Raw genomic sequence first — 24,745 nt, 5'->3', positions numbered from 1 at the left:
TCTCCGCACCGAACGCGACCGCCACCCGCGCCCGCGCACCACCGAGACCATCGACCAGCACGTCCAGGTCGGACAGCACCGGAGAGAGCCCACCGTGCGACGTGTCGGCCATGGCATCCCCCCTGGCTTCGTTGCAATGTTCGAACTGATACCTCCACACTATCGAACACGCATCCATAATGCAAGTGGATTGCAATGCGTCTTGGTTGCTCAGCCCGGGGCGAGCGTTTCGTCTCGCTACGCTCACTCAACGACCGGAGGTGTGTGGGCCTGCCCAAACCCGGGCGAGCGTTTCGTCTCGCTGCGCTCGCTCAACGACCGGGGGTGGGATACAACGTTTCGACTGGCTGCGCGGTTGCTGAGCGCCCGTGGGGATGCGGGGCGCTCGGCGAACGCGGGGACCGCGCCTCTTGCGACGACGCCGGCCGCGCACGTCGGGGAGGGTCCGCTAGGCTCGGCGGCAGTGACACGGGGTGCCGCACGGCTGAGAACAGACCCGTCGAACCTGATCTAGTTAGAACTAGCGAAGGGATGTCGCAATGCGCGATCGTCTTTCCATCGACCCTGCCCGCACGCCGGAGCTGCTGCAGCGGCTCCGCGACACGACCCCGCTGACGCACTGCATCACCAATGCGGTCGTCACGAACTTCACCGCCAACGCGCTGCTCGCGATCGGCGCCGCGCCCGCCATGGTCGACCTCCCGGGCGAGGCCGGCCTGTTCGCGGGCATCGCCGGCGGCCTGCTCGTGAACCTCGGCACGCCCCACCGGGAGCAGCGGGATGCCGCCCTCGAGGCGGCCCGGGCGGCATCCGAGGCGGGCACGCCGTGGGTGCTCGACCCGGTCGCGATCGGGGTGCTCCCGGTCCGCACCTCCCTCGCTCACGACCTGGCCGAGCTCCGCCCGACGGCGATCCGCGGCAACGCGTCGGAGGTCCTCGCCCTCGCCGGAACGGGTTCCGGCGGACGCGGGGTGGATGCCGCCGACACCACCGACGCCGCGGAGCCGGCCGCGGTCGACCTCGCCCGCCGCCTCGGATCGGTGGTCGCCGTCTCGGGCGCCGTGGACCTCATCACCGACGGCGACCGCGTCGCCCGGGTCGCGGGCGGGAGCGCCCTGCTCACGCGGGTCACCGGCGGCGGCTGCGCGCTCGGCGCGCTCACCGCCGCATTCCTGGGAGCGGCCCGCGGGTCGGAGCACGACGCCTTCGCCGCCGTCGTCGCCGCCCACGACGTCTACAGCGCCGCAGCCGAGGTCGCGGCATCCGGATCCCCCGGCCCCGGCACGTTCGCGGTGCGTCTGCTCGACGCGCTGCACGCCGTCGCCCCCGCCGACCTCGCAGGCCGCGACCGGGTACGGCTCGGCGGCACCCACGACCCGCGGCTCGCGGAGGCCGTCCGGTGACCGCCCTCGACCTGTCCCTCTTGCTCGTCACCGACGCCCGGCTCTGCGGCGAGCGCGGGGTGGCTGCCGTGGTCGCCGAGGCCGTCGCGGGCGGCGTGACCGCGGTCCAGGTGCGCGAGAAGCACGCGGACGACCGGGCCGTCCTCGCACTCGTCGAACAGGTCGCGGAGGCGATCGACGGCCGCGCGCTGCTGACGGTGAACGACCGGCTCGACGTCGCCGTGAAGGCGCGCGAGCGCGGCATCCGCATCGACGGCGTGCACCTCGGACAGAACGACCCGTCCGCCACCCGTGCCCGGACCGAGCTCGGGCCCGACGCGGTCGTGGGCCTCACCGCGAATCGTCCCGAGCACTTCGCCGCGGTCTCCGCGCTGCCGCCCGGGACCGTCGACTACTTCGGCGTCGGAGTGATCCGTCCCACCGCGACGAAGCCCGACCATCCCGAACCGCTCGGCATCGCCGGATTCGCCGCGCTGGCCGGCGCGTCGCCGCTGCCGTGCGTCGCGATCGGCGGGATCACCGCGTCGGACGCCCGCGCGCTGCGGGATGCCGGAGCCGCCGGGATCGCGGTGGTCTCGGCGATCTGCGCGGCCTCCGACCCGCGCACAGCCGCGGCGGGGTTCGTCCGCGCGTGGTCGGGTGCCGAGGCGGTGCGGCGATGATCCCGAACGTGCTGAGCATCGCCGGCAGCGATCCGTCCGGCGGGGCCGGCATCCAGGCCGACCTCAAGTCGATCGCCGCGAACGGCGGCTACGGGATGGCGGTGGTCACGGCGCTGACCGCCCAGAACACCCGCGGCGTGCGGGCGGTGCACGTGCCGCCCGCCGCGTTCGTCGGCGAGCAGCTGGATGCCGTGGCCTCGGACATCCGGGTGGACGCGGTGAAGATCGGGATGCTGGCGAACGCCGAGGTCGTGCGCGTCGTCACCGAGGCGCTGCCGCGTCTGGGCGCGCCGGTGGTCGTGCTCGACCCGGTGATGGTCGCCACGAGCGGCGACCGGCTGCTGGATGCCGTGGCCGTCGAGGCCCTCGGCGACCTGCTGCGACTCGCCGATCTCGTGACGCCGAATCTCCCCGAGCTCGCGATCCTCGACCGGCTGGCCGGCGGCACCGGGACTCCGGCCGCCGACTGGGCGGAGGCGATCGCGCAGGCCGAGACCGTGTCGGCCTTCTTCGGCGTGCGCGTGCTCGCCAAGGGCGGTCATCTCACCGGACCGGACGCCCCGGACGCCCTGGTGGATGCCGCGTCCGCCCGCGTCGTCGGGTTCGGCGGCGACCGCATCCCCACGACCGCGACGCACGGGACCGGCTGCTCCCTGTCGTCGGCGATCGCGACGCGCCGTGCGCACGCCGACGACTGGGAGACGGCCGTCGCGGATGCCCGCCGCTGGCTGCGCGAATCGCTGCGGCACGGCGACGACCTCGCCGTCGGCGGCGGCCACGGGCCCGTGCACCACTTCGCCGGGCTGTGGTCGCGCGGCGGCCTCGACACCCGGCCGACGCCCGCGGAGGTCGAGGCGCAGTGGTGGGACGACATCGCCGACGTCCGCACCGGCATCGACGACCTGCCCTTCATCCGCGGGCTCGTCGACGGCACCCTGCACGAGGCCGCGTTCCTCGGGTACCTCGAGCAGGATGCCGCCTACCTCGGCGAGTACGCGCGGGCGCTCGCCGTGGCGGCATCCCTCGCTCCGGATGCCGCGGGGCAGGCGTTCTGGGCGCAGTCCGCGCACGGGGCGATCGCGGTCGAGCTCGACCTGCACCGGTCCTGGCTCGCGCCGCTCGGGCGCGACGACGCCGACGCCATCGAGCGGTGGCCGACAACCGTCGCGTACCTCGACCACCTCCTCGCAACCGCGGCCCGTGGCGACCACGCCGTGCTCGCCGCCGCGCTGCTGCCCTGCTTCTGGCTCTACGCGGACCTCGGCGAGCGGATCGCGGCGGGCGCGTTCGGCGAGGTGACCGGCATCCCCGGGCACCCGTACGCGACGTGGCTGGCGACCTACGGCGATCCGGGGTTCGCGGCCGCGAACCGGGACGCGATCGACCTGGTCACCCGGATCGCGGCGAGCGCGACCGCCGACGTGCGGGAGCGGATGCGGCGCGCGTTCCGGGTGTCGGCGGAGCACGAGCTCGCGTTCTTCGCGGCGCCCCTGCTGCGCTCCCCCGGCGCACCGGCCGCCGCCACTACCGTGGGGTGATGGACCTCAGCAAGATCCTGCCGCAGGGCACGTCGTGGCTGCAGCTGCTCGCCGCCGTCATCGCGATCGTGGTGGCCTGGGTGATCTCGCACTACGCACGGCGCGGCGTGCTCGCCCTGGCCGCGCGGACGCCGGGCATCTCGAAGACGCTCGGCGACACCGCTGCCCGGGTGACGGGACTCACGATCCTCCTGCTCGGCATCGGGGTCGCGCTGGCGGTCATGGGCGCGAACGTGCAGCCCCTGCTCGCGTTCGTCGTGGTGGTGGGCGTGGTGGTCGTGCTGGTGCTGCGCGGCGTCGCCGACAATTTCGCCGCCGGGGTGATCATCCAGTCGCGGCATCCGGTGTCGCTCGGCGACGAGGTGCAGATCGAGGGCGTCGACGGCAAGGTGCTCGTCGGCACCGTGCTCGAGACGGAGTCGCGCGCGGTCATCATCCGCACGTACGACGGCCTGACGGTCCACGTGCCCAACAGCAAGTTCCTCAGCGACGTGATCGTCAACGACACGACGTTCGGAGCGCGGCGGAGCGCCGTCCGGGTGGGGATCGAGCGTGGGGACGCCCCGGTCGCGACCCTGCTCGCCCTCGCGCGGGATGCCGCGGCCTCCGCCCCCGGCGTGCACGGCGACCCCGCGGTCGCCACCGTGCTCGAGGCCGTGTCGCCCGAGCGCGTCACCACGGTCGTGCAGTTCTGGCATGCCCCGTCGGCGGGCGTCGCGACGACGGCCGCCGTGATCGGCGCGGTCGCGGCATCCCTCGAGGATGCCGGCCACCCCGCCTCGATCGCGAGCGCGACCGCCCCCTCGACGATGCAGGCGCCCGGCGGGGTGTGAGTCAGTCGGCCTTCGCCGCGGTCCGCTCGGCCTCCGCACGCGCGTAGGCGGTCACGATGGCCTGGAAGATCGTCGCGGTCGAGACGACGACGTGGTCCTCGCCGAGCTTGTCGAGCAGCTTCGTGTGCTCGAGCAGGGCGCGTCCTTCTTTCGTGACCCCGCAGACGTAGAAGGGGATGCCGCGGCCGTGCAGCTGGTCGATGACGCCCCCGAACATCTTCAGGAACGTCGCCGACGGCACCTCCATCGAGCCGCGCAGCGACAGCACGACGGCGGCGTCGGCGGTGTCGCTCATGTCGGGCCACTCCTGCCGGAACGCGGGCACCTCCGAGAAGAAACCGGCCCCCGAGTAGTGCAGGACCGTGGTGCGGCCGGAGGCGAGGGTCGGCGCCACCTTGTCCAGGTGCCAGCCACGCTCGTCGTCGTGGACGAGTTCGAGCAGCCGCCCCACCCGCGTCACCTCGACAGCGGTCAGCAGGATGGAAAGGCCCGCGCCGAGGAAGATCGCCTGCTGCAGGGGCAGCTGCGTGGTCGCCAGGAACGTGGCGATCATCGCTACCAGCGACAGCATCGAGGTGCGCGTGACCAGCACGATGTCCCGGCGGCGCTCGGCGAGCAGCTCCCCGCCGATGACGAGCATGAGTCCGCCGATGACCGCCATCGGGATGAGGCCGGCCAGCGGCCCGACGACGAGCACGATGACCGCGAGCCACGCACCGGCGAAGATGCCGGTCCACCGGGTCTGCGCACCGGCACTGGTGGCGACCCCGGTGCGCGACATCGAGCCGCCGGTGGGCAGAGCCGAGAAGAACCCGCCGGCGATGTTCGCGAGGCCCTGCGCGGTGAAGTCCTTGGACATGTTCGGCTGGGTGCCGTCGGGGTTCGGCACCGCCGACCCGATGCCGGCGGCCTGCGCGAGGGCGACGAGGGCGATCGCGACGGCCCCGGCCGCAAGCTCCGGGATCGCCGACACCTGCGGAAGCGTGAACGGGGGCAGCGAGCGCGGCACGGCCGCGATGTCCGACACGAGCTCCACGTGGATGTGCGCCAGGGCGACGATCGCCGTGGTCACCACGAGCGAGATGATCGTCGCGAGGCTCTTGAGCGGCTTGATCAGCCGCACCGCGAACCAGATCACGATGGATGCCGCAGCGACCGCCACCGTCCAGGGATCCCACTGGCCGACGTGGAGGAGCGCGTCGACGATCTTGCCGATCGTGTTCGAAAGCTGCGACGAGTAGCCGGTGGCATCCTTGATGACCCCGGCCATGATCTGCAGCGCGATGCCCGCGGTGAAGCCGGTCATCACCGCGGTCGAGACGAACGCCATCACCGAGCCGAGTTTCAGCAGACCCAGGATCAGCATCACGATGCCGGAGAGCACCGTGAGCGTCGCGATCGCCCCGACGTCGCTCGTCTTGAGCCCTGCCGCGGTGAGCACGCTGTGCGAGGTCAGGGCGATGGCGCTGGTCAGCGTCGTCACCATCAGCACGGTGCGGGCGAAGATCGACCCGACGATCGTCGGGACGATGCCCGACCAGAGGCCGAGCGGGGCGGCGAACCCGCCGATGGACGCGTACGCCATCCCTTCCGGGATGGAGAACAGGCCCGTGACGAACCCCGAGACGACGTCGCGGCCGGTCGGCTTCGCGAATCGTCGCTTCGGGGTCGTCACGGGCCCGCCTCGCGTGTCGTCAGTCGCGCGCCATGGCCGCGGCGAGGTGCGACTCCAGGTCGACGTACGTGTCGTCGGCGATGTCGAAGACGACCTTCGCGATCTCGCCGCCCGTGAAGTCGAACCCGTGGCCGTACAGCGACGACACCGGGTCGGCGCTGTCGCGGCCGATGGTGAGGCCCTCGCCGCACAGCGAGAAGTGGCCGAGCACGGTGCGGATCTGCTTCTCGCCGACCTGCTGGTCGTCGATGTACAGCCGCACCGGGCCCTTCGGCTCGCGGTAGTCGCCGGTGCCCTCCTTGACGAACTCGACGCCGATGATGTGCTTGCCCGACACCGGCACCGGGGCCGAGACGCGGTCTTCGGGCGGGATGCCGAGGAAGTTGTACACGTAGTGCACCTGGCCGTCCTTGACCACCAGCGCGTGCCCGCCGAACCGTGATCCGTGGGCGAAGATGACACCTTCCGTGTCGGCGGTGAACTCCACCTCGGCGGCGATCTTGTAGGAGCCGCCGTGCACGTTCGCGGCGGACCGCTCGGGCACCTCGCTGGTGCCCGGATAGTAGACGAACTGCCCGGACGGCGGAGCCGGCTGGTGGAACTCCATCTTGATGAAGGTCTCGAAGTCCTTCGGGTTGCCGATGATCTGCAGGTCGTTCAGCGGGAGCACGAGGTTGGTCTTCGCCTCCTGCATCCAGATCTCCTTGAGCTCCTCGAGCTTGTCCGGGTGCTCGGCGGCGAGATCGTGCGCCTCGGAGCGGTCGACGTCGGTGTGGTACAGCTCCCACACGTCGTCCGGGAAGTCGCCCTTGCCGCTGACCGGCCCGTGCACGGTGACGGCCTTCCAGCCCTCATGCCAGATGCCGCGCTGCCCGAACATCTCGTAGTACTGCGTCTGCTTCTGCGTCGGGGCATCCGGCGCCGCGTCGAACGAGTACGCCATCGAGACGCCCGACAGCGGGGTCTGGGCGACGCCCGAGTACGTGTCGGGGAACTCGACCCCGCACGCCTCGAGGATCGTGGGCACGATGTCGGTCGAGTGGTGGTACTGGTGACGGATCTCGCCCTTGGCCTTGATGCCGGCGGGCCAGCTGATCACCAGCGGGTCGCACACGCCGCCCTGGTACGTGTACCGCTTGAACATCTTGTACGGCGACGAGAACGCGGCCGCCCACCCGGTCGGGTAGTGGTTGTACGTGTCGGGCGAGCCGAGCTTGTCGACCAGGCGCAGGTTGTCTTCGAGGCTGTCCGGGTAGCCGCCGAAGATCTTGCCCTCGTTGACCGACCCGTTGGGCGACCCCTCGCCGGAGGCCCCGTTGTCGGCGCAGTAGATGATGAGGGTGTTCTCGAGCTGGCCGGACTCCTCCAGGTAGTCGACGATGCGTCCGACCTGGGCGTCGGTGTACTCGCTGAAGCCGGCGTAGACCTCGGCCATGCGCGTGAACATGTTCTTCTGCTCGTCGGACAGCGAGTCCCACGGCAGAACCTCGTCGGACTGCGAGAAGGTGCCGTCCGGCATCGGGTTGAAGGGCGTGTTGGCGGTGTCCTCCGGGAGGATGCCCTTCTCCTTCATGCGCTCCACGACCCAGTCGCGGTACGCCTCGTAGCCGTCGTCGAAGACGCCCTTGTACTTGTCGATGTACTCCTGCGGCGCGTGGTGGGGTGCGTGGTTGGCCCCGGGGCAGAACCACAGGTACCAGGGCTTGTCGGGCTCGGTCTGCTTGACGTCGCGGATCATCTTCAGCGCCTGGTCGGCGAGGTCCTTGGACAGGTGGTAGCCGTCCTCGGGCAGGTACGGCTGGTCGATGTAGTGGTTGTCCTCGGCCAGCGACGGGTACCAGTTGTTCGTCTCGCCGCCGATGAAGCCGTAGAAGCGGTCGTAGCCCTGCGCGAGCGGCCAGTGCTTCTTCGAGGCGCCGGCGGTCCACTCGTCGATCGGCACGTTGTGGTTCTTGCCCACCCAGAACGTCGACCAGCCGGCATCCCGCAGCACGTTCGCCATCGTCGCGTTGGACTCCGGGATGTGCGAGTTGTAGCCGGGGAAGCCGGTCGACGACTCGGAGATCGTCGCGAAGCCGTTCAGGTGGTGGTTGCGGCCGGTGAGGAACGTCGAGCGCGTCGGCGAGCACAGCGCCGTGGTGTGCCACTGCGTGTAGGTCAGGCCGTTCTGCGCGAGCTTGTCCATGGTGGGCATGTTGATGCGTCCGCCGTAGGGCGACCAGGCCGCCATCCCGGTATCGTCGTACAGCACGACCAGCACGTTCGGGGCGCCCGCGGGCGCCTTGCTGGGAAGGAAGGCCTCCCAGTCGCCGACGGAGTCGCGGACGTCGAGCTCGATCTTCCCCTGGAATTCGCGTGGCATGGTGCTCCTTCAATCGCCTGGAAGGGTGTCTCCCCCTGCACCCTATCGAGTCCCTGTGACGTGCCGGAAGACCCTGCACGGACGTGCGCCGTCCAGTCCACCGAACTCGAATTGGCCTCGATGGAAGAGTCCAATCCTGCGGTTCTATGGAATATGACTGTTCAGGAGATCGAGTACCGCGGATGGTTCGGCCGCTTCACCGAGCCCCGGAGCGCCAAGGCCGGGCGCGAGGACACTCCCGCCGAGCGCAGGATCACGCTGTGGCACTGGTCACCGCGCGGGCTGCAGGACCGCGGGCGCACCGCCGGCCGCGAGCAGGAGCGGGCATACGGCGACCTGCAGGCCGCGTTCGCGGCATCCGACTGGCGGCGCTGAGCGCGACTGCCTCGGGGGTCAGTGCACGAAGGCTTTCGCGACGATCATCACGAGGCCGAAGCCGGCCGTGGTGATCGCGCCGATGATGCGCATGTACCAGGGGGCGTGGCGGCGGGTGAACGCGATGAACCCGAGCACGGCGAGAACCGCCACGCAGGTCCACAGCGCCAGCCAGATCGTCACCGTGTCGTTGATCACGTCCGTGGCGCCGAAGAGCAGGATGAGGCACGGGATCGCCGCCGAGAACAGCAGCCCGAGCGAGTGACGGAACGCGGCGAAGAACGCGTCGCCGAGCCCCACGACTTCGCCCTCGGCGATGCCGTGCCCGGCGACCGTGCCCGCGTAGAGGTGGGCGAGCCAGAACACGACGACGGTGATGAGCACCGTCCAGAACACCGAGATCGCGGTCGCACCGTGCGAGCCGGACACCACGATGAGACCCGCCACGAGGATGACGCCGTAGACGGATTCCTCGGTCGCGAAGCTCGCCCGGATGATGCGCTGCGGCGTGAGGCGTTCCATGACGCCCAGCCTAGGGCCGCTTCTGAGCGGCGTCCGGCTCAGGCATCCGTCGCGCAGCGGAATCCGATGTGCGACATGCCGGTGTCCTCCGCCTGCGGTGAGCGCGCCGCGGGCCGGAAGCGCAGGCAGTACTCCGGCGCGCACAGGAACGACCCGCCCTTGAGCACCCGGCGCGGGATCGACTCCCCCTCGCGGGCGCTCGCGGTGGCGAGGAGGTTCTGCCGCTTGCCGGCATCCACGGGCTTGTCGCTCAGGCGCAGGTGGCGCGGCGTGTAGAAGTCGGTGGTCCACTCCCACACGTTGCCGATCATGTCGAACAGCCCGTACCCGTTCGCCGGGTAGGAGCCGACGGGTGCCGTGCCGCCGACGCCCCGGTTGTCGTAGGGGAAGCGGCCGAGCCACGAGTTCGCCTGCGGGACACCGTCCGGGTACGGCTCGTCGCCCCACGCGAACCGGGCGCCGTCGACGCCGCCGCGGGCGGCGTACTCGTGCTCGGTCTCGGTGGGCAGGCGCTTGCCGGCCCACGCCGCGTAGGCGGAGGCATCCTCGAACGCCACATGCACGACCGGATGCCGCATCCGGTCCTCGATCCCGGAGCCGGGGCCGAACGGCGCCCGCCAGTGCGCGCCCGGCTCCCAGCGCCACCAGTTGCGCCAGTCGCGCAGGTCGACGGGACCCGGCGTGGGGGTGAACACCATCGACCCCGGCACCAGGTCCGCGGTCGCCACGCCCGGATACAGCGCGGGGTCCAGCGGGCGCTCGGCGACGGTGACGTACCCGGTCTCGTCGACGAAGCGCGCGAAGTCCGCGTTCGTCACCTGGTACCGGTCGATGCGGAAGGATGCCACCTCCCGTTCGTTCACCGGCTGCTCGTCCGGGTAGAACTCGGTCGATCCCATGCGGAAGCTCCCCGCCGGGATGAGGACCGTCTCGCGCCCGTCGTCGGTCCGGGCATCCACGTGAGTGCTCACCAGGCCGCCCCGATCTCGCGTTCGAGCGCCGGCATCCCGGTCTTCTCCAGGGCACCATGGTCGTCGCACTCGACCGCGGTGACCACGGCGAGTTCCTCTTCGGTGGTGCGGAACACCCGCACCCACGCCACGCCGCTTCCGCCCTGCGAGTCCTCGAACGCCGACTGCACGACGTCGTACGACCCGGCCGGCTGCTGGGATGCCCCGCCCTCCTGCGTGAAGGCGGGCGCCGAACCGGTCGTGACCGGACCGGTGAGCTTGCTCGAGCCGTCGCTTTCGACCCAGCTGTTCAGCAGGTCGACCGAGAGGTCGTACAGCGGCCCGGCGGTGGGATCCTGCGCGTACATGTCGATGAAGGCGGTGCAGGTGTCGGCGGAATCGTCGTAGGTCGGGGCGAACTGCCCGTCCTGCAGCCCGGTGAAGTGACCGAGGGGCACGAAGGCGTCGGTCCACGGCGTCTTGTCCGAGGACGACCACCCGGCTTTGCTGAGCCCCTGATGCATCCCGACCGGCTCTCCGCCCAGCGGGAGGTCGTCGTCCGTCCCGAAGGATGGCGCCTGCGGAGCCGATCCGGTGGTGACGGACGTGTGGGAGATGACGGCGGGGAGTGTCAGCACCAGGGCGATGGCGAGGACCACGTCGATCGCGAAGCGCACCGCGCCGACGACGATGCCGGCGATCGCGAGGCCACGGCCGCGCTTGCCGGTGCGGTTCGCGTCGTGCAGGCCGAAGATCGAGAGCACGAGCCCGACGAGGCTGAAGAAGAACGCCACGATGAACCCGGCGATCGCCAGCGCGCTCCACGGCGCCGGCTGCGGCGGCACGGACCCGGGTGGTCCGTACACCGGCTGGGGGTAGCCGGGCGGGACGTACCCGGGCGGCACCAGTTGCGGGTTCGTCGGCTGTCGGTCCGGCGCACCCGGCTGCGGCTCACTCACACGATTACTCTATGGGCCGCATCCCTGCACGAGACCACCCGGCTGGGATGATGGCGGCATGGACCAGCCACGTTTCCACGGGGAGATCGAGTCGGATGCCGAACGCGCCTGGCGGCGGTTCACCCGCATCCCGCTCCCGGTGGCATCCGTCACATACCTCGTCGCTTACTCATGGAAGGTCATCGCCGACCTCCACGGAAGCTCGGCCGAGGTGCTGATCGCCATCATCCTCGTCTCGTGGGCGATGTTCATCGTCAACTACCTGGTGCGGCTGTCCCTGTCCCCGCACAAGTGGCTGTGGTTCCGCACGCATCCCGCGGAGCTCGCCTTCGCCCTCATGCCGGTGCTGCGGATCGTGCTGGTCCTGCGGGTCTTCACGGATCTGCCCGGCGTCTCGCACTCCCGCTCGAGCATGCGTCGCAACCGGTTGGCGGTCTACGGCGTCGGATCGGTCATCATCCTGATCTACCTCGGCGCCCTGTTCGTGCTCGACGTCGAGCGCAACGCACCCGGCGCGACCATCGTCAGCTTCGGCGACGCGATCTGGTGGGCGTGCACGACCGCGACCACGACGGGATACGGCGACTACACGCCGGTGACCATCCCCGGCCGCACGATCGGCGTCGGCCTGATGTTCGGCGGTCTGACGCTCATCGGTATCCTGACCGCGAGCCTGTCGTCGTGGGTCGCGGAGCGCAACCGGCCCCGCGACGCCGCCGATCGCGGCGACGACCCCGACGCCGGCTCACGATAGCCTCAGGACAGGAATCCCGTAGGAACCCTCCCGGCCGGCCGAAAGGATCGCCATGAGCGACGTCAAACCTGCACGCGCCAGCGTCCGCACGCTGGTCGCCGGAGCCGTCCCGGCGCTGCTCATCGGCATCGGCAGCGCGGTGACGCTGCGCATCATCGACCTGCTCTCCGACCAGGTCAACGCCCTGTGGTGGACGACGCTCCCGCACCTGTTCGGTGCGACGAACACGACGCCGTGGTGGATCTTCACCGTCCTGACGATCACCGGTGCGCTGATCGGCCTGGTGGTGTGGCTGGTTCCGGGCCACGGCGGCTTCGACTCGGCCGTCACCGAACTCGACGGTCCGTTCCCGAAGCTGACGGCGCTCCCCTCTCTCGCCCTCGTGCTGGTGCTCTCGCTCGCCGGCGGGGTGAGCCTCGGTCCGGAGAACCCGATCATCGCGATCAACGCGGCCCTGGCGATCGCCCTCATCTCCCGCCTGACGACGAGGATGCCCGCCCCGCTGCTGGCACTGCTCGCCCTGTCCGGAACGCTCGGCGCCCTCTTCGGCACACCCGTCGCCGCCGCCCTGCTGTTCACCGGGGTCGTCGCCGGGACGAACCTGCCGGGGTCGCTGTGGGACAAGCTGTTCTTCCCGCTGGTCGCGGCCGCCGCCGGATCGATCACGATGCTGATGCTGGGCGGGAACATCCTCGCCTTCAAGATGGCCGACACCGGCCCGTTCCAGCCGATCTGGCTGCTGACCGGTTTCGTCGTCGCCGCCGCGGCCGCCGTCATCGCGATCGCGATGGCCTGGGTGTTCCCCTTCGTGCACCGTGTCTTCCACAGCCTGCGCAACCCGTTCCTGTTCACCCTGCTCGGCGGCGCCATCCTCGGTGTCCTGGGCATGCTCGGCGGTCCGATCACGCTGTTCAAGGGCGCCGACCAGACCATCGAGCTGCTGCAGCATCCCTCGGACTACTCGATCACCCAGCTGGCGTCGTTCGCGGGCATCAAGATCCTGGCCCTCCTCGTCGCCGCCAGCGCCGGTTTCCGCGGCGGACGCATCTTCCCGGCGGTGTTCATCGGGGCGGCGCTGGGACTGCTGGCCGCGTCGCTCATCCCCGGGATGCCGGTGGCCCTCGCCGTCGCGTCGAGCCTCATGGGCGTGATGCTGGTCGTCGGACGCGACGGCTGGCTGGCGATCTTCGTCGCGGTGGCGCTCACCGGCGACGTCAACCTGCTCACCGTGCTGTGCGTCATCATCATCCCGGTCTGGCTGATCGTGACGAAGGCCCCCGAGATGGTGGTCAAGGTGAAGAACCCGGCGAAGGAGTTCGCGTGACCGGGCTGCCCTCGTGGCGTGACGGCGCGGCCCGACGGGCGATCGAGGAGTTCCTCGCCGCGGTCACCACGGGTCCGGATGCCGTCCCGGTCGCCGAGCGCGTGGCCGTGTTCGACAACGACGGCACGCTGTGGAGCGAGAAGCCCATGCCCACCCAGCTGCACTACATCGTGCAGGGCTGGCAGCGGGCCGTGCGGGACGACCCGGCCCTGGCGGCCCGGCAGCCGTACAAGGCCGTGGCATCCGGCGATCTGGGGTGGATCGCGGACGCCGTCGACAAGCACTACCAGGGCGACGACGGCGACCTGAAGACCCTGATCGGCGCACTCGTCGGACAGGTCGTCGACGTGAGCGTCGACGAGTACGCGGCCTCCGTCGCCGAGTTCTTCGCGACCGCCCTCCACCCCGTGCGGGGCGTGCCGTACGCCCAGACCGTCTACCAGCCCATGGTGGAGCTGCTCCGGCACCTCGAGGCGCACGGGTTCACGTGCTACATCATCTCGGGCGGCGAGCGGGACTTCATGCGCCCGATGACCGAGGGCAACTACGGCATCCCGCCGGAGCGCGTCGTCGGATCGGCTTTCGGACTCTCGTACGACGAGGACTCGGCCACGGTGCACTACACCGACGCGCTGTCGTTCTTCGACGACGGCCCGGAGAAGCCGGTGCGCATCTGGACGCGGATCGGGAGGCGGCCGATCTTCGCCGCCGGCAACTCCAACGGCGACATCGCGATGCTCGACTACGCCGCCCGCGGCGCCCGGCCCGGCCTCGCTCTGCTCGTGCACCACGACGACGACGCCCGCGGCGACGCCCCGTACGACAAGGGCGTCGAGCAGGCGCTGGATGCCGCAGCCGACCACGGCTACACCGTCGTCAGCGTGCGCGACGACTGGGCCACGGTGTTCGCCTCGTGACCGTCGCCGAGCAGCGCGCACGGCCCGGCTGGCTGGCGCCGACCCTGCAGGGATACCGCCGCGGCTGGCTGTGGCGCGACATCCTCGCCGGACTCTCCGCCGGGGCCGTGGTGGTGCCGCAGGCGATGGCGTACGCGACCATCGCGAACATGCCCGTGCAGGTTGGTCTCTACACGTGCATGGTGCCGATGTTCGTGTACGCGATGCTCGGCGGCTCGCGGGCGATGTCGACGTCCACGACCTCGACGATCGCCACGCTGACGGCCACCACCCTCGTCTCGGCCGGGGTCGCCGCCGGATCGTCGAACGCACTCGGGTCGCTGGTCACCCTGACCTTCGTGGTCGGGGTCATCCTGCTGATCCTGCGCCTGCTGCGGCTCGGCGGCATCGTCGAGAACATCAGCCAGCCGACGATCATCGGCGTGCAGATCGGCGTCGGGGCGACGGTCGCGATCGGCCAGCTGCCGAAGCTGCTGGGCGTCAGCGCCGACCTCGCCGGCAAGGGGTTCCTGCGCGCGCTCGCGACGCTCGCGACCACGCTCGGCGAGGTCAACGTGCCGACCGTGCTGCTGTCGGCCGGGTCGATCGCGGCCCTGTTCCTGTTCAAGCGCTTCGTGCCGCGGCTGCCGGGCCCGCTGCTGGTGGTCGCGGGCGGCATCCTGCTGGCCGCCTTCACCGGGATGACCGATGCCGGCGTCGAACTGATCGCCCCGGTCAAGGAGGGACTTCCCGGCATCACCCTTCCGAAGCTGGTCGAGTTCGCGCCGTTGCTCGGCGGCGCGCTGGCGATCGCCCTGATGGCGTTCCTCGAGTCGGTTGCGGTGGCGCGCGGCATCCGCGAGCAGAACGACCCCGCCATCGACAGCAACCGGGAGCTGCTCGCCCTGTCGGCGGCGAACATCCTCGGGTCGCTCTTCACCGTGCTGCCGGTCGCGGGCGGGTTCTCGCAGAGCGCCGTCAACAAGGGCGCCGGGGCGAGGTCGCAGCTCGCGCAGCTGGTCACGGTCGTGCTCGCGGTGCTCATCGCGCTGTTCCTCGGCCCGGTGCTGTCGCTGCTGCCGCAGGCGACGCTGGCCTCCCTCGTCTTCGTGGCGGTGGTCGGGCTGATCAAGCTCGGCGACCTCTTCCGGCTGGCGCGCATCAGTCCCATCGACTTCTGGGTGGCGCTGACCACCGCGCTGGTCGGCATCACCCTCGGCCTGCTGCCGGCGGTGACGATCGGCGTGCTCATCACCCTCGTGCTCGTGCTGGCGGAACTCAACAAGCCGCGCGTGCGGGTCGGCAAGCGACGCGGGGACGCCCTGGCGATCCACATCGACCGCGGCCTGTACACGGCCAACGTCAACGGGAACCTGCGCGTGGTGTTCCAGGAGGCGGTCGCGGCTCAGCCCCCGATCACCGCCGTCGTCCTCGACCTCTACCGACTGGAGGCGGCGACGATCACGGTGGTCGACGCCCTCGCCGAACTCGACCGCAACCTCGCCGCGGAGGGGATCACCCTGCACCTCGCGGCGCTCCCCGATCGCGCGCTCACCGTCGCCCGTCGCATGGAGTGGTTCCAGGGGGTCGAGGCATCCGGACGCGCCCACCCGTCGGTGCACGACGGCCTGTGCGCTGCCGCGTCCGCCCCCGCCTGATCCCACGTTCCGGCGCCGCGGGGCGAATCCGGGCGCATAATGGTTCAGTGATCGAACCATCTTCGCCGGAGCTGACCGAGGCGCAGCGTGCCGTGCGGGCGATGGCACGCACCGCGCGCCTCATGGAGCGCACCTTGCCGGCACGCCTGAGCATGGCGGACTTCCGGATGCTGTCCGCCATCGGCGACGGCGAGGCCCGGGCATCCCGCCTCGCCCGCCGCCTGGCGCTCGGCAAGCCCGCCGTGAGCGCCACCGTCGAGTCGCTCGTCAAGCGCGGCCTGGTCACCCGCACCGCGCACGGATCGGACCAGCGCGCCGTCGACCTCGCCCTGACCGCCGAGGGCGTCGCGACGCTCGCGGATGCGGATGCCGCCCTCTGCCGCACGGTCGAGCGGATCGCCGACGCCACTGCCGGCCCGGACGCCACCGTTCGGGTCCTCGCCGACCTCGGCCCGGCGCTGGACACCCTGCTCGCCGCCCGCGAGGCCTGCACCCCCTCCCCGGCGGGTCGGGCATGACCGGGGATGCCGCCCGTCGTCCCGGATCCGGCTGGCTGCGCCGCCTCGGCGGCTACATGATGCGCCACCGCGGCGACCTGTTCCTCGGACTCGGCGCGGCCGTGCTCGGATCGGTCTGCGCCACCCTGACCCCGCTCGTCGCGCGCGCGATCATCGACGACGTCATCATCGCCGGCCACGACACGCTCGTGCCGTGGCTCACCCTGCTCCTCGCTCTCGGCGTCGCCGGATTCGGGTTCTCCTACGTGCGCCGCTACCGCGGCGGCCGGATGGGCCTGGCCGTGCAGAACGATCTGCGCGTCGACATCCACGACCACCTGCAGACCCTCGACGCCGCCACCCTGGACACGATGTCGACCGGCCAGCTGGTGTCGCGTGCGAACAGCGACACCGCCCTCGCGCAGGGGCTGCTCGGCTACGTCCCGATGCTGTCCGGCAATGTGCTCACCCTCGTGCTGTCGCTCGTGGTGATGATCGTGCTGTCGCCGCCGCTGGCGCTCATCGCGCTGCTCATCGTTCCGACGCTTCTGGTGCTCAGCATCCGGATGCGGCGTCGGGTGTTCCCGGCCAGCTGGGACGGCCAGCAGCGCGAGGCCGACCTCGCCCAGATCGTCGACGAGGACATCACCGGCGTCCGGGTCGTGAAGGCGTTCGGGCAGGAGCAGCGCGAGCTGCGCCGCCTGACCGACGCCGCCTCGGACCTGTACGGGTCGCAGATGCGCACGGTGCGCATCCAGGCGCGGTACGCCCCCCTGCTGCAGGCGGTGCCGGTCTTCGGGCAGGTCGCGGTGCTCCTGATCGGCGGATGGATGACGCTCACCGGCGCGATCACCCTCGGCACGTTCCTCGCGTTCACGACGTACCTCGGGATGCTGCTGGTGCCGGCGCGCATGCTCGCCGGCATCCTGACGATCGGCCAGCAGGCGCGGGCCGGCGTCGAGCGGATCTTCCAGCTCATCGACCTGAAGCCGGCCATCGCGGATGCCCCGGACGCGGTCGACCTCCCGGGCCGGCCGGGCGACATCGTGTTCGACGACGTGTCGTTCGCGTACGCCGGGGACGAGGACGACGAACGTCGCGGCATCCTGAAGCACTTCTCCCTGACGATCCGCGCCGGCGAGCGCGTCGCGCTGGTCGGGGCGTCCGGCAGCGGCAAGTCCACCGCGGCGCGGATGCTGACCCGCACCTACGATCCGACGGCCGGCGCAGTGACGATCGGCGGCGTCGACGTGCGCGGCATCCGGCTGACGTCCCTTCGCCGCACGGTCGGAGTCGCGTTCGAGGACGCGTTCCTGTTCAGCGAGAGCGTGCGTGACAACATCGCGTACGGGATGCCGGATGCCACCGACGACCAGATCGAGACGGCCGCGCGCCAGGCTCACGCCCACGCGTTCATCGAGGCGCTCCCCCACGGCTACGACACGGTCGTCGGCGAGCGCGGGCTGAGCCTTTCCGGCGGCCAGCGGCAGCGCATCGCGCTGGCCCGGGCGCTGCTGCGCGACCCCGGCATCCTGGTGCTCGACGACGCGACCAGCGCCATCGACGCGCGCACCGAGCAGGGCATCCACGACGAGCTGCGCTCCGTGTTCGCGGACCGCACGGTGCTGATCGTGGCGCAGCGGCACTCCACCCTGCGCCTCGCCGATCGCATCGTGGTGCTCGACGCCGGGCGCATCGCGGCGGAGGGGACCCACGACGAGCTCATCGACTCCAGCGCCGTGTACCGGGCCCTGTTCGGCGACGACGAGACGCGCCTCGAAGCGCAGCGGCGCGGCGAGGTGGACGCCCTCGCGAACGGGCGCGGGGCGAACGGGGGCGATGCAGCGCGCGGCCGCGACGGGGCAGGACGAGACGCGCTTCGTCTCGCTTCGCGACCGGGATCAGCTCCGTCGCTCGGGATGGGACTCGGCGGCCGGGCCGGCATGCGCAACATGCTCGCCCCCACCCCGGAACTGCTCGCCCAGGTCGAGGCGCTGCCGCCGATCGTGGACCGGGCCGGGGTCGACCTCGAGACGGAGGCGCGGCCGCAGCCGGGGTTCTCGCTGCCCGGCGTGCTCCGCGAGTTCCGGAGGCCGCTGCTGATCGCGCTCGTCTTCGTGGTGATCGACGCGATCGCGGGCCTCCTCGGCCCGGCGGTGGTCAAGGCCGGCATCGACCAGGGAGTGGTGGCCGGGAGCGCCACCGTGCTGGTTGCGGCATCCGGACTGTACCTGGTGATCACGATCGCCGGGATGTTCGTCGACATGGGCGAGGCTCGGGTCACCGGCCGTGCCGCGCAGCGGATCATGCTGTCGCTGCGGGTGCGGATCTTCGCCCAGCTGCAGCGCCTGTCGCTCGACTACTACGAGCGCGAGATGTCGGGGCGCATCCTCACCCGGATGACGACCGACGTCGACCAGTTCGAGTCGCTCCTGCAGAACGGGCTGCTGGGCGCGCTCGTCGCATTCGTCACGTTCGTGGGGGTCGGGGTGGCGCTCATCGTGATCGACCCGCCGCTCGGTCTGGCGGTGATGACCGTCATCATCCCGCTGTCGATCGCGACCGTGTGGTTCCGGCGTCGCGCCTCCCGGCTCTACGACCTCAGCCGGGAGCGGATCGCGATCGTCAACTCGTCGTTCCAGGAGTCGGTGGCCGGCATCCGCGAATCGCAGGCCTTCACCCACGAGCCGCACACGATCGCCCGGTTCCGCGAGCAGAGCGCGGCCTACCTGGAATCGCGCACCGGCGCGCAGCGGCTGGTGGCGATCTACTTCCCGTTCGTGCAGTTCCTGTCGTCGGTCGCCGATGCGATCGTCCTGGGCCTCGGCACGGTGCTCATCGCGAACGGCCAGCTCACGTCCGGGGCGCTGATCGCCTTCCTGCTGTACATCGACATGTTCTTCTCGCCCATCCAGCAGCTGTCCCAGGTGTTCGACGCCTGGCAGCAGACGCGCGTGTCGGTGCGCCGGGTGGCCGAGCTCATGAAGCTCGAGTCGCTGACGCCCGCCGCCGAATCCCCGGTGCCGCTTCCGGATGCCGGCGGCGCCATGCGCCTGGAGGCGGTGCACTTCTCATATCCGACCGGCCCGGTCTCGTCCGACATCCGCGGCCCGCGGGATGCCCGCGGCACCACGGCCGCGATCAGCCTGGCCCCGCCGGAGGCGCTGTCAGGCGTCGACGTGCACATCCGCGCGGGCGAGACCGTCGCGCTCGTCGGCGAGACCGGCGCGGGCAAGTCCACAGTGATGAAGCTGGTGGCCCGGTTCTACGATCCCGACCGCGGGGAGGTCAGTGCCGCCGACATCGACCTGCGCCGGCTCGACCTCGGCGAGTTCCGCCGCACCCTCGGGTACGTGCCGCAGGAGTCGTTCCTGTTCCCCGGCACGATCGCCTCCAACATCGCCTACGGGCGGCCCGAAGCGAGCCACGAGGAGATCCGGGCGGCCGCGGCCGCGGTCGGCGCGGACACCATGATCGAGAGCCTGCCCGACGCATACGACACCCGGATCGCGCAGCGCGGGGCATCCCTGTCGGCCGGGCAGCGTCAGCTCATCGCCCTCGCCCGCGCCGAACTCGTGCAGCCGCGCGTGCTGCTGCTCGACGAGGCGACCTCGAACCTCGACCTCGCCAGCGAAGCCCGCGTCACCGACGCCATGCGACGGTTGTCGCACGGCCGCACCACGGTGCTCATCGCGCACCGGCTGCAGACCGCGATGACGGCATCGCGCATCGTGGTGCTGGACGGCGGACGCGTGGCCGAGCACGGCACCCACCAGCAGCTGCTCGCGCAGGACGGACCCTACGCGGCGATGTGGCGGGCGTTCGAACTGGCCACGACGTGAAGCGGCGCGGGCCCGCAACCGGGGAGAAACGGGCCCGCGCCTCCGCGACGATCAGGCAGCTGGGGTGTCCAGACCGTCGACGGCGTCGCGCGCCGGCGCGGCCGCGACCTTGTTGGCCTCGGAGGGTCGGTAGACGACGAGCGAGTTGAAGACGAAGCGCACCACGAACGCGACGGCGAGCGTGATTCCTGCCGCGATGACGCTCTGGATGTGCCACGTGTTCACGAGCAGGGCGATCACGGGGATGCGCACGACGAGCTCGAGGTTGTTGAACAGGCCCGCCTTCATGAAACGGCTCCACACCCCGGAGGATGCCGACCCGCGCATGTCCTGGAAGACGAAGCGCTCCTGCAGGAGGAAGTTGGCCACGATCGTGATCTCGGCCGAGACGATCGCCGCGACGATGTACTCGACGCCGAGGTGGATGAGCCCCCACATGATGAGGAGGTTGGCGATCGCACCGAGTCCGCCGATGATCGCGAACGCGGACATCTTGCCGAATCGCAGCGCGGTCAGCTGGGCGAGGAAGTGCAGGCCCTGGGCGAACGACGCCTTCGACTCGCCGGCGTGCCGGTCGGCGAAGCGGAACGGCATCTCGGCCACGCGCATCACCTTGCGGGCCAGGATCTCGAGCAGGATCTTGAAACCGCGCGGGCGGAGAGTGTCGAGGTCGATCGTGCGGCGGTCGACGAGGAAGAACCCGGTCATCGGGTCGGTGACGTCCTTGAGCTTGATCGGGAACATCGCCTTGGTCAGCATCGTGGAGCCGCGCGAGACCAGCACGCGGCTGCGATCGGCCAGACCCGACGCGTCGCCGTCGCCGACATAGCGGGAGGCCACCACGAGGTCGACGTCGCCGCGGCGGTAGCGGTGCAGCAGCGCGGGGATGTCCTCCGGCGGGTGCTGCAGGTCGCCGTCCATCACGACGCACACGTCGGATTCGGCCGCCGTGAAGCCGGCCACCACGGCACCGCCGAGGCCGCCGGTGGCGTGCTCGCGGTGGATGAGGCGCACCGGGATCGGCGCCGTCTTCGCGATCTCGGCGATGACGCGCGGGGTGTCATCGCTGGAGTCGTCCACGAAAACGATCTCGGCTTCGACATCCCGCACCGCCAGCGCGACGCGACGCACGAGTTCGGGCACGTTCGGTGCCTCGTTGTACGTCGGGACGACGATTGACAGCTGCATGGAAACTCCGATCCGGGGACACGCTCCGTGTTTCATGGTGTCACGCGAACTACCGCTTTTCCGGGGATTTCCCCGGTTCCATAGACCCGGGAGCGAAACTCACGGGGGCCGTACAGAATGGGTGAATTCTGAGAAGGCCGGTGCCCTGCGCCGCGCAGAGCCCGTCCAGGCGGGATACGGGAGAATGGAGGGATGACGGACACGACCCTCACGATGTACGGCGCCGACTGGTGCCGCGACTGCATCCGCACGAAGAAGCAGCTCGACGAGCTCGGTGTCGACTACCGCTACGTCGACCTCGTCGCCGACCCGGCCGCCGCCGACGTCGCCCGCGACATCTCCGGACGCACCAACATCCCGGTCGTCGTGTATCCCGACGCCTCCCACCACGTCGAGCCGTCCAACGCCGACGTCGAGTCGAAGCTGCGCGAGCTCAGCCTGATCTGACGTCGGCGTCGGACGAGGAACCCCGGCTCAGCCGACGGGCACCTTCCGCACGGCCGACGCGGTGTCCCGCGCCCTCTCCTCCCGCACCAGGAACCACGCCTCGGCCGCGAACCCGCCGATGAGCAGGGCGTTGGAGAGGATGCCGCCGACGAGGTCGCCGGCCGAGCCGAAGACGCCGGCGAGCGCGTCCACCGGGCCGCAGAGCGCGATGGCGATCGCCGCCCAGCGCGGCCCGACGCCCGCGCGCCAGAAGCCGACCCCGAGCATCACGGCGGCGAGCACCAGCACGTAGTGGCCGGTCAGCGCCACCGGCGCGAGGGGGCTCGCCATGATCTGCTCCGTCGCGTGGACCATCTGCGCACGGTCGAGCGACGGGGCGGCAAGCGCCTGGAATGCGATGTTCACCCCGAGCAGCACGGTGAGCGGAGCGGTCGCCGCAGCGACCCTGGGTTTCCTCGTGGTGTTCCCGGACGGCAGCTATCGTGCACCGCTCGACCGTCGAATCGCGCGCGCCTTCGGCGGCGTCGTCGCCGTCGCGATCGCGGGTGAGCTGTTCGCGTCGCCCGTGCTGACGTCGCAGGACTGGGTGTGGAGCGCGCAGGTCAGCGCGCCGAATCCGATCGCGCTGCCGTCGCTGGCCGCGGTGGGCCTGATCGCGGAGTGGACGCTGCGGCTGTGCTCTCCGGCGGCCCTGGCCCTCGGGGCGGGGCTGCTGCTCGTGCGCTGGCTGAAATCGGATGCCTCGGTCCGCCGCCGGATCCTCTGGCCCCTCGTCGCCGCGGGAGCCACGCTCGTCCTGGAGTCGGCGATGGGGACGCTCGGCCAGTGGGGCCTGCCGATCCCGCCGTGGCTGCTCATCCTCGCGTACGTCCCCATCGTCTTCCTGATGCCGGCGGCGCTGCTCATCGGCATGATCTGGTACGACCTGCTCGACCTCGGGGTGGTGGTGCGGCGCTCCCTGCTGTACGCCGGGCTCTGGGCCGTGATCGCCGTCTCCTACGTGGTCCTCGCCGAACTCGCCGGCGTGGTGGCGGCGCAGCGTCTGCCGCTCGCCGTGGCGGTGGCGACCACCGTCGTGCTGATCGCCGCGGCGGCATCCGGGCGGCGGCGTCTGACCGCGCTCGCCGACCGCGTGGTGTTCGGCCGCAGGCTGCGCGGGTCGGCGCTGATGATCGACGCCGGACGACGCCTCGAGGCCGGATCGACCCCCCAGGACATCGCCCAGGCGGTCGCGGACGCCGTCCGCCAGGGCGTCCGGGCCGAGTGGGTCCGGGTGGACCTCGCCGAAGAGTCCGCCGCGGCGGGCCGCAGTCGCGGCGGCGACGAACCGTCCCTGATCGCCCCGCTGCGCACCGAGACGGCGGAGCTGGGTCGGATCGTGTGCGGGCCCCGGGAGATCGGGCGATACGGCGAGCGCGATCGCGCCCTGCTCGAAGCCCTGGCGCGGCAGGCGGCGCTGACGACCGCGAACGCCGCGCTGTCCGCCGAGCTCGCGGTCAAGGTCGATGACCTGGAGGCATCCCGCATCCGGATCATCCGCGCCGAGGAGGCCGCGCGGCGCCGCCTCGAGCGGGATCTCCACGACGGTGTGCAGCAGGAGCTGGTCGCCCTGCTGACGCGTCTCGGTCTGGCGGCGAACCAGCTCAAGCGCGACCCGGGTCTCGCCGGCGACACCCTCGCCGAAGCCCGCACCGACGCGCGCCGCGCGCTCGAGGACCTGCAGGAACTGGTGCGTGGCATCCATCCGACGCTGCTCACCGACCGCGGGCTGGTCGTCGCCGTCGAGGAGCGCGCCGCCCGCATGCCGGTGCCGACGCGCGTGATCGCGGATTCCGCCGTGCGCGCGGAGCGCTTCGGCGCGGAGGTGGAGGGGGCGGCGTACTTCGCGATCTCGGAGTGCCTGACCAACGTCGTCAAGCACGCGGGGCCCGTCGATGCGACCGTGGACATCGCGCGCTCCGGCGGCACGCTGCGGATCGTCGTGGCCGACTCCGGCTGCGGGTTCGACGCCGCGACGGCGGTCGGCTCCGGAGTAGTCGGCCTGCGGGACCGGGTGGAGGCCCTCGGCGGCGGGTTCCGGATCGACTCCGCGCCGCAGCACGGGACCCGGGTCACGCTGACCCTGCCGGTCCCGTCGCCCGGTCTGTTCCACGAGGAGGCGGCGGATGCCGGAACGGGCTGAACGGCTTCGCGTCGTCATCGCGGACGACAGCTACCTGGTGCGCGAAGGCACCCGGCGCCTGCTGGAGGACTCCGGCGAGGTCGACGTGGTGGCGGTCGTCGAGAACGCCGAAGAGCTGCTGCGCGCCGTCCGCGAGCAGCTGCCCGACGCGGTGCTCACCGACATCCGGATGCCGCCCACCCATACCGTCGAGGGAATCGCCGCGGCGCACGCGATCCGCGCGGAGCATCGCGCGATCGGCGTGGTGGTGCTGTCCCAGTACTCGGACGCCGACTACGCCGTGCAGCTGCTCGAGAACGGCACGGACGGACTCGGCTACCTCCTCAAGTCCGGTGTCGGCGATCTCGACGACATGCTCCGGGCGCTGCGCGAAGTGGCCGCCCAGCGCTCGGTCGTGGATGCCGGAGTGGTGCAGCGACTCGTCGAGCTGCGAACCGCCGGCGCCAGCTCACCGCTCGCGGTGCTCGCCCCGCGAGAGCTCGAGGTGCTGCGGGAGATGGCGGAGGGCAAGACGAACGCGGCGATCGCGCAGACGCTGCATCTGTCCGAGTCCACGATCGAGAAGAACGTGAACGCGATCTTCACCAAGCTCGCTCTGTCGGACGAGCCCACCCCGAGCCGGCGGGTCGCCGCCGTTCTCTCATACCTCCGCGACAGCGGCCGTCGGTAGGCTGGGCG

General features: G+C 71.1%; 21 protein-coding genes and 1 riboswitch. Of the genes, 14 read left to right on the top strand and 7 right to left on the bottom strand.

The genetic code is table 11. The features are described 5' to 3' along the window. Positions 1–459: 459 nt before the first annotated feature. Positions 460–549: riboswitch (TPP riboswitch) on the top strand. The 4 genes from thiM to LK09_RS13330 all read left to right on the top strand — a co-directional run bounded on the left by thiM (position 540) and on the right by LK09_RS13330 (position 4,436). Beyond that, entirely contained in the window at positions 540–1,403 is an 864-nt protein-coding gene (gene thiM / locus LK09_RS13345; protein WP_052226759.1) for a hydroxyethylthiazole kinase, read from the top strand. (Overlaps the previous riboswitch by 10 nt.) Beyond that, a complete protein-coding gene (gene thiE, locus LK09_RS22185) occupies positions 1,400–2,065 on the top strand; it encodes a thiamine phosphate synthase (RefSeq protein ID WP_039400198.1) in 666 nt (221 codons plus the stop codon). Before thiM ends, thiE begins: the two co-directional genes overlap by 4 nt. After that, entirely contained in the window at positions 2,062–3,603 is a 1,542-nt protein-coding gene (locus tag LK09_RS13335; protein ID WP_052226758.1) for a bifunctional hydroxymethylpyrimidine kinase/phosphomethylpyrimidine kinase, read from the top strand. Before thiE ends, LK09_RS13335 begins: the two co-directional genes overlap by 4 nt. Beyond that, entirely contained in the window at positions 3,603–4,436 is an 834-nt protein-coding gene (locus LK09_RS13330; protein ID WP_039400195.1) for a mechanosensitive ion channel domain-containing protein, read from the top strand. Before LK09_RS13335 ends, LK09_RS13330 begins: the two co-directional genes overlap by 1 nt. Position 4,437: 1 nt before the next feature. Here the strand turns inward: LK09_RS13330 and LK09_RS13325 are convergent, their stop codons facing one another. Both LK09_RS13325 and LK09_RS13320 read right to left on the bottom strand, forming a co-directional pair. Beyond that, positions 4,438–6,111 (bottom strand): SulP family inorganic anion transporter, encoded by a 1,674-nt coding sequence (locus tag LK09_RS13325; protein WP_039400192.1) that lies wholly within the window; start codon positions 6,109–6,111, stop codon positions 4,438–4,440. 19 nt (positions 6,112–6,130) lie between these two features. Continuing rightward, positions 6,131–8,473, bottom strand: a complete 2,343-nt coding sequence (locus LK09_RS13320; RefSeq protein ID WP_039400189.1) for an arylsulfatase — start codon at positions 8,471–8,473, stop codon at positions 6,131–6,133. A 153-nt stretch (positions 8,474–8,626) separates the two neighbouring features. On the opposite strand from LK09_RS13320, the gene LK09_RS13315 reads away from it, so the two are divergent. Next, a complete protein-coding gene (locus LK09_RS13315; RefSeq protein ID WP_039400186.1) occupies positions 8,627–8,848 on the top strand; it encodes a hypothetical protein in 222 nt (73 codons plus the stop codon). Positions 8,849–8,866: 18 nt separating this feature from the next. Here the strand turns inward: LK09_RS13315 and LK09_RS13310 are convergent, their stop codons facing one another. From LK09_RS13310 to LK09_RS20825, 3 genes are read right to left on the bottom strand one after another with little or no spacing between them, the layout of a single operon-like run. Continuing rightward, positions 8,867–9,370, bottom strand: a complete 504-nt coding sequence (locus tag LK09_RS13310) for a hypothetical protein (RefSeq protein WP_052226757.1) — start codon at positions 9,368–9,370, stop codon at positions 8,867–8,869. 38 nt (positions 9,371–9,408) lie between these two features. After that, positions 9,409–10,341 carry a formylglycine-generating enzyme family protein gene (locus tag LK09_RS13305; RefSeq protein WP_269430939.1) on the bottom strand — a complete coding sequence of 311 codons (933 nt, stop codon included), beginning with the start codon at positions 10,339–10,341 and terminating at the stop codon, positions 9,409–9,411. Further along, on the bottom strand, positions 10,338–11,279 hold the full coding sequence (locus tag LK09_RS20825; RefSeq protein ID WP_156138809.1) for a DUF4190 domain-containing protein: 942 nt from the start codon (positions 11,277–11,279) through the stop codon (positions 10,338–10,340). The genes LK09_RS13305 and LK09_RS20825 overlap by 4 nt, the downstream gene beginning before the upstream one ends. 58 nt (positions 11,280–11,337) lie before the next feature. Here LK09_RS20825 and LK09_RS13295 point away from each other — a divergent pair, with 58 nt between their 5' ends. The 6 genes from LK09_RS13295 to LK09_RS13270 are packed head-to-tail and all read left to right on the top strand — an operon-like array spanning position 11,338 to position 20,250. Next, positions 11,338–12,033, top strand: a complete 696-nt coding sequence (locus LK09_RS13295) for a potassium channel family protein (protein WP_052226755.1) — start codon at positions 11,338–11,340, stop codon at positions 12,031–12,033. A gap of 52 nt (positions 12,034–12,085) precedes the next feature. Next, complete coding sequence (locus LK09_RS13290) at positions 12,086–13,357, top strand: ion channel protein (protein ID WP_039400180.1); 1,272 nt, start codon at positions 12,086–12,088, stop codon at positions 13,355–13,357. Next, entirely contained in the window at positions 13,354–14,274 is a 921-nt protein-coding gene (locus LK09_RS13285) for an HAD family hydrolase (RefSeq protein ID WP_039400177.1), read from the top strand. The genes LK09_RS13290 and LK09_RS13285 overlap by 4 nt, the downstream gene beginning before the upstream one ends. Beyond that, positions 14,271–15,911: a SulP family inorganic anion transporter gene (locus tag LK09_RS13280; protein ID WP_052226754.1), complete on the top strand. Its 1,641-nt coding sequence runs from the start codon at positions 14,271–14,273 to the stop codon at positions 15,909–15,911. The genes LK09_RS13285 and LK09_RS13280 overlap by 4 nt, the downstream gene beginning before the upstream one ends. A gap of 47 nt (positions 15,912–15,958) precedes the next feature. Further along, positions 15,959–16,429, top strand: a complete 471-nt coding sequence (locus LK09_RS13275) for a MarR family winged helix-turn-helix transcriptional regulator (RefSeq protein ID WP_052226753.1) — start codon at positions 15,959–15,961, stop codon at positions 16,427–16,429. Continuing rightward, positions 16,426–20,250: an ABC transporter ATP-binding protein gene (locus LK09_RS13270; RefSeq protein WP_039400174.1), complete on the top strand. Its 3,825-nt coding sequence runs from the start codon at positions 16,426–16,428 to the stop codon at positions 20,248–20,250. The genes LK09_RS13275 and LK09_RS13270 overlap by 4 nt, the downstream gene beginning before the upstream one ends. Positions 20,251–20,301: 51 nt before the next feature. On the opposite strand, the gene LK09_RS13265 is transcribed toward LK09_RS13270, so the two are convergent. Then, complete coding sequence (locus LK09_RS13265; RefSeq protein WP_039400171.1) at positions 20,302–21,438, bottom strand: glycosyltransferase; 1,137 nt, start codon at positions 21,436–21,438, stop codon at positions 20,302–20,304. Between the two features lie 192 nt (positions 21,439–21,630). Here LK09_RS13265 and LK09_RS13260 point away from each other — a divergent pair, with 192 nt between their 5' ends. Beyond that, complete coding sequence (locus LK09_RS13260) at positions 21,631–21,885, top strand: glutaredoxin family protein (protein ID WP_039400170.1); 255 nt, start codon at positions 21,631–21,633, stop codon at positions 21,883–21,885. Positions 21,886–21,912: 27 nt separating this feature from the next. Here LK09_RS13260 and LK09_RS13255 read toward each other — a convergent pair whose 3' ends face one another. Beyond that, the gene (locus tag LK09_RS13255) at positions 21,913–22,290 is read right to left on the bottom strand and encodes a hypothetical protein (RefSeq protein ID WP_156138807.1); all 378 of its coding nucleotides are present in this window, start codon (positions 22,288–22,290) and stop codon (positions 21,913–21,915) included. Here LK09_RS13255 and LK09_RS20820 point away from each other — a divergent pair. Both LK09_RS20820 and LK09_RS13245 read left to right on the top strand, forming a co-directional pair. Further along, positions 22,283–24,067 (top strand): sensor histidine kinase, encoded by a 1,785-nt coding sequence (locus LK09_RS20820; protein ID WP_156138805.1) that lies wholly within the window; start codon positions 22,283–22,285, stop codon positions 24,065–24,067. The genes LK09_RS13255 and LK09_RS20820 overlap by 8 nt on opposite strands. Then, a complete protein-coding gene (locus LK09_RS13245) occupies positions 24,051–24,737 on the top strand; it encodes a response regulator transcription factor (RefSeq protein WP_039400163.1) in 687 nt (228 codons plus the stop codon). The genes LK09_RS20820 and LK09_RS13245 overlap by 17 nt, the downstream gene beginning before the upstream one ends. Positions 24,738–24,745: the final 8 nt, after the last annotated feature.

Origin of the sequence: Microbacterium mangrovi, from assembly GCF_000802305.1 — a bacterium.
Lineage (GTDB): Bacteria > Actinomycetota > Actinomycetes > Actinomycetales > Microbacteriaceae > Microbacterium > Microbacterium mangrovi.
This window is presented reverse-complemented; position numbering and strand designations above follow the sequence as displayed.

What these genes read in the sequence shown, in the direction of transcription:
- thiM (WP_052226759.1), top strand. Translation starts at nt 540, where the DNA reads ATGCGCGATCGTCTTTCCATCGACCCTGCCCGCACGCCGGAGCTGCTG.
- LK09_RS13335 (WP_052226758.1), top strand. Translation starts at nt 2,062, where the DNA reads ATGATCCCGAACGTGCTGAGCATCGCCGGCAGCGATCCGTCCGGCGGG.
- LK09_RS13330 (WP_039400195.1), top strand. Translation starts at nt 3,603, where the DNA reads ATGGACCTCAGCAAGATCCTGCCGCAGGGCACGTCGTGGCTGCAGCTG.
- LK09_RS13320 (WP_039400189.1), bottom strand. Translation starts at nt 8,473, where the DNA reads ATGCCACGCGAATTCCAGGGGAAGATCGAGCTCGACGTCCGCGACTCC.
- LK09_RS13315 (WP_039400186.1), top strand. Translation starts at nt 8,627, where the DNA reads ATGACTGTTCAGGAGATCGAGTACCGCGGATGGTTCGGCCGCTTCACC.
- LK09_RS13310 (WP_052226757.1), bottom strand. Translation starts at nt 9,370, where the DNA reads ATGGAACGCCTCACGCCGCAGCGCATCATCCGGGCGAGCTTCGCGACC.
- LK09_RS13295 (WP_052226755.1), top strand. Translation starts at nt 11,338, where the DNA reads ATGGACCAGCCACGTTTCCACGGGGAGATCGAGTCGGATGCCGAACGC.
- LK09_RS13290 (WP_039400180.1), top strand. Translation starts at nt 12,086, where the DNA reads ATGAGCGACGTCAAACCTGCACGCGCCAGCGTCCGCACGCTGGTCGCC.
- LK09_RS13270 (WP_039400174.1), top strand. Translation starts at nt 16,426, where the DNA reads ATGACCGGGGATGCCGCCCGTCGTCCCGGATCCGGCTGGCTGCGCCGC.
- LK09_RS13265 (WP_039400171.1), bottom strand. Translation starts at nt 21,438, where the DNA reads ATGCAGCTGTCAATCGTCGTCCCGACGTACAACGAGGCACCGAACGTG.
- LK09_RS13260 (WP_039400170.1), top strand. Translation starts at nt 21,631, where the DNA reads ATGACGGACACGACCCTCACGATGTACGGCGCCGACTGGTGCCGCGAC.
- LK09_RS20820 (WP_156138805.1), top strand. Translation starts at nt 22,283, where the DNA reads ATGTTCACCCCGAGCAGCACGGTGAGCGGAGCGGTCGCCGCAGCGACC.
- LK09_RS13245 (WP_039400163.1), top strand. Translation starts at nt 24,051, where the DNA reads ATGCCGGAACGGGCTGAACGGCTTCGCGTCGTCATCGCGGACGACAGC.